Annotated in this window: 6 protein-coding genes and 1 pseudogene; 6 read left to right on the top strand and 1 reads right to left on the bottom strand. The window is 61.6% G+C overall.

Features of this window, described 5'->3' with window-relative positions; genetic code table 11:
- From AC1DLB_RS24560 to AC1DLB_RS24575, 4 genes and pseudogenes are all read left to right on the top strand, one after another.
- The coding region (locus AC1DLB_RS24560; protein ID WP_477785800.1) for a hypothetical protein at nt 1-90 on the top strand (90 nt) is incomplete at its 5' end.
- Between the two features lie 97 nt (nt 91-187).
- Nucleotides 188-1,006: pseudogene (locus AC1DLB_RS24565) on the top strand (cache domain-containing protein); the annotation flags it as partial.
- 102 nt (nt 1,007-1,108) lie between these two features.
- Nucleotides 1,109-1,864, top strand: coding sequence for a methyl-accepting chemotaxis protein (locus AC1DLB_RS24570; protein ID WP_371861278.1), 756 nt, complete (start codon nt 1,109-1,111; stop codon nt 1,862-1,864).
- Between the two features lie 208 nt (nt 1,865-2,072).
- Nucleotides 2,073-2,231 carry a metallothionein gene (locus AC1DLB_RS24575; protein ID WP_477785798.1) on the top strand — a complete coding sequence of 53 codons (159 nt, stop codon included), beginning with the start codon at nt 2,073-2,075 and terminating at the stop codon, nt 2,229-2,231.
- 72 nt (nt 2,232-2,303) lie between these two features.
- On the opposite strand, the gene AC1DLB_RS24580 is transcribed toward AC1DLB_RS24575, so the two are convergent.
- On the bottom strand, nt 2,304-2,531 hold the full coding sequence (locus AC1DLB_RS24580; protein ID WP_086945082.1) for a DUF6555 family protein: 228 nt from the start codon (nt 2,529-2,531) through the stop codon (nt 2,304-2,306).
- Nucleotides 2,532-2,676: 145 nt separating this feature from the next.
- Between AC1DLB_RS24580 and AC1DLB_RS24585 the strand changes: the two genes are divergently transcribed.
- Together AC1DLB_RS24585 and AC1DLB_RS24590 are read left to right on the top strand one after the other, a co-directional pair.
- Entirely contained in the window at nt 2,677-3,465 is a 789-nt protein-coding gene (locus tag AC1DLB_RS24585) for an AraC family transcriptional regulator (protein ID WP_477785799.1), read from the top strand.
- A 96-nt stretch (nt 3,466-3,561) separates the two neighbouring features.
- On the top strand, nt 3,562-3,704 hold a 143-nt coding region (locus AC1DLB_RS24590), incomplete at its 3' end, for a DUF1427 family protein (protein ID WP_477785801.1).

Below are 3,704 nucleotides of genomic sequence, written 5' to 3' on the forward strand. Positions count from 1 at the left end.
CACCACATCTGGGACACCGTGGTCCCGACCTTCCTGCACTACAACCTGCCGTTGCTGGCGTTCGGTTGGGTGGCGGCGATGGTTCTGTAACCACTCTACCTTGTAGGACCGCGTTCAACTTTTGATCTGGCGTGCCGTTATAGCCTTTAACCACGCCAATAAAATCAAAAGAGTGAACGTCATGCGCATGAGCCTGAAGGCCAAAGTCCTGTCCCTTGCCGTCCTCCCGGTGTTGCTCTTTGCGCTGGTCATCAGCCTGACCACGCTGTTCATTCTGCAGGAACAGGCCCGCAAGGAAGTCGAGGAAACCCGTCAGCGCCTGCTCAGCGATGCCAAGGCAACCCTGCAAAGCTACGTTGCCGTGGCCATGACCGCGATCAAACCGCTCTACGACGCGGCCGCTCCCGGCGATGACGCGGCGCGGGCGCAGGTGATCAAGTTGCTGTCGAGCATCACCTACGGCAAGGACGGCTACTTCTTCGGCTACGACTCCAACACCGTGCGCCTGTTCAAGGCCAACAGCCCCGAAGGCGTGGGCCAGAGCTTCAAGGACAACCGCGACCCGAACGGCATCTACGTTAACCGCGACCTGGTGAAAGTCGCCAAGGACGGGACCCACTACCTGCAATACAGCTCGCCACTGCCTGGTAATACCCAAGTGCAGGTACCCAAGCTCGGCTACACCGAATACCTGTCGAAGTGGGACATGGCGGTCGGCACCTCGGTCAACCTCGACGGCATAGAAGCGCAAGTGGCGCTGGTCGAGATCAAGGTCCAGGAACGCATGCAAGGCGTGGTGCTGAGCATTGTCGGGATTGCCGTGTTGGTGCTGCTGGTGATCGCCGCGGCCGGGATGCTGCTGGCCAATACCATTCTGCGTCCGCTGAACCTGATGAAAGCCAACCTCGACGACATCGCGGCGGGCGAGGGCGACCTGACCCGGCGCCTGACCATCACCAGCCAGGATGAACTCGGCGAACTGGCCGGCTCGTTCAACCGTTTCGTCGACAAGATCCACGGCCTGGTGCGGCAGATCACCGAAATGACCTCGCAACTGACCGGGCTGGTGAATCAGGTTTCCGATCAGGCCCAACGCTCGGATCAGGCCATGGAGCGCCAGCGTCACGAGACCGATCAGGTGGCCACGGCGATCAACCAAATGTCGGCGGCGGCCCAGGAAGTGGCCAAGAGCGCGCAAAACGCCGCGGTCGCTGCCCAGCAGACCGACGAAGAAGGCCAGGCCGCCAAGCGCGTGGTGGCCGGCAGCATCGTGAAGATTCATGCACTGGTGAACGACATTCGCAGCAGCGGCGTGTCCCTCGACAGCCTGCAGAAAGACGTGTCGTCGATTGTCAGCGTGCTCGGGGTGATCCGTTCGATTGCCGAGCAGACCAACCTGCTGGCGCTCAACGCCGCCATTGAAGCGGCCCGCGCCGGTGAGGCCGGACGTGGTTTTGCGGTGGTTGCCGACGAAGTGCGGGCGCTGGCCAGTCGCACGCAAATCAGCACCCAGGAAATCCAGGGCATGATCGACCGCTTGCAGGCCGGCACCCAATCGGCGGTCGAGTCCATGCGCCGCTCCAGCGAGGCCGGCGACGGCACATCGGCCCAGGCCAACGAGGCCGGGGCGTCGCTGGACGCCATGGCTCAGTTGATTGGCACCATCAACTCGATGAACGCGCAGATTGCCAGCGCCGCCGAAGAGCAAACCGCCGTGGCCGAAGAGATCAACCGCAGCGTGCACCAGATCGCCGTGGCGGTAGACAGCGTCGCCGACGAGACCCAGCGCGGTGCGCAAACCTCGCGCAGCCTGGCCGATCTCGGTCAGCGCCTGGGGCAATTGGTCGGGCAATTCCGTATTTGATTGATGTCGCTGAGAGCGTTTTGCGATCTGCAGCAGCTGCCGAGCCCGCGAGGCTGCTGCTACGGGGGAGCCACATCGCGACTACCCTCAATAGTAAGCAAACTCCGTCCAGGCATCTGTTTGAACCGGTTTCCGCAACGGGCGGTCATTTGCTTCAGGTGCCGCGCACCCGCGGCACCCGGACGACCCTAACCATGGAGTCAGACTCATGAACGACGGTACCTGCGACTGCCCGAAATGCTCCTGCAAACTGGGCGATCACCCCATCGTGCGTCACGGCAAGCACTATTGCTGCGAAGGCTRCGCCAAACATCACGAACACGGCGAAGAATGTTCCACCAAAGGCTGCAAGTGCGCTAAGCACTGACCGCTCATCCAAAAAAAGTGGAGCCGCTGCGGCTCCACTTTCAGTTCGAATATTCACCCTCCCGTTCAACGTTCAACTCGTCGGCCGCCAGGTCACGTTCTCGACGCCGAATTTTTCCGCCACAGGTTTGCTGGTCTTTTGCACCCGCTCACGGCCAAAACGAGGGATCCGGCCTACGCCGGCATCGCAACTGGCCCAGTGCCAGGCTTCTGCGTTGTCCATTTTGTCCTGGCGGATGATGAAAGACTTAGGCTTGCCATGAAGTGTGTATTCAATGACGAAAAGCTTTGCGTTGTTCATAAAGCCTGTATTCCTCCCTGTTGTTATAGAAGGATCGTGAGGCGCGCGAAAAATTCCGTCGGATTGTCAGTCGGTTACAGCGACTGGCGACACGTCGCACGCCTCGCTACCATGGAGCCTTTCCGTCCCCTAATGATCCTAGCCTATGGCCAAGGCCGCCCCCCCTGATTTAAGCGATACCGATGTGCCCGTGCAACCGCTGGCACGTACTTACCCACGTGGGTTGTATATCGAGCCTCACGAACATGCGTGGGGCCAGTTGCTGTACGCGATGAGCGGCGTGATGTGGGTCGAGACGCCCAATGAAGCACTGGTGGTGCCGCCGCAACGGGCGGTCTGGCTGCCGCCGGGTGTGCCGCACGGGATTCGCGTGGTCTCTGACTTGCAGATGCGCAACATCTACCTGCGGCCGTCATTGGCGGCGACACTGGACGACAGTGTGCAAGTGATTGAAGTCGGCGGCTTGCTGCGCGAACTGATCGTCGGGTTGGTGGAGCAGGGCGACGACGGTGCCCCGGATTACTACGACGCGCTGGTCGGCCTGGCCTTGCTGGAGCTCAAGCGCGCCCGGCGCTCATTGCTGAAAATACCGCTACCGGACGATTCCGACCGGCGGCTGATGAACCTGTGCCAGGYGGTCATGGCCTCACCGTCGCTGGACATTCCCTTCGAGCAGCACGCCGAAAATGCCGGTGCCAGCGTGCGTACCCTGGCGCGGTTGTTCAAGGACGGTTTGGGCATGGGCTTCGCCGAATGGCGGCGGCAGGTGCAACTGGCGACCGCGGYGGCCGAATTGATTCAGGGCGTACCGGTCAGCGCGATAGCCCGGGAACTGGGTTATTCGCCGAGCAGCTTCAGCGACATGTTCCGCCGGGAACTGGGCGTCGCGCCTTCGCAGTTTTGCGTGAGCCAGCAACGGGGCGGCGCTGCGTAAAAAGCGCTTTGGCCGACATTCAGAAGTACTTGGCCGACGTCCGTGGCGACCTCTCTCTAGACTCTGCGCATACCCCCTTATGCCACGGAGTCTGTCATGAACTACCTTATCTCGTTGGGTATCGGTCTGGGCGTCGGCCTGCTCTATGGCGCGCTGGATTTTCGTTCCCCCGCACCGCCGGCCATCGCGCTGGTGGGCCTGCTGGGCATGCTTGCCGGTGAGCAGTTGTGGCCCTTGGG

It is taken from the genome of Pseudomonas sp. 05N434, from assembly GCF_056396965.1.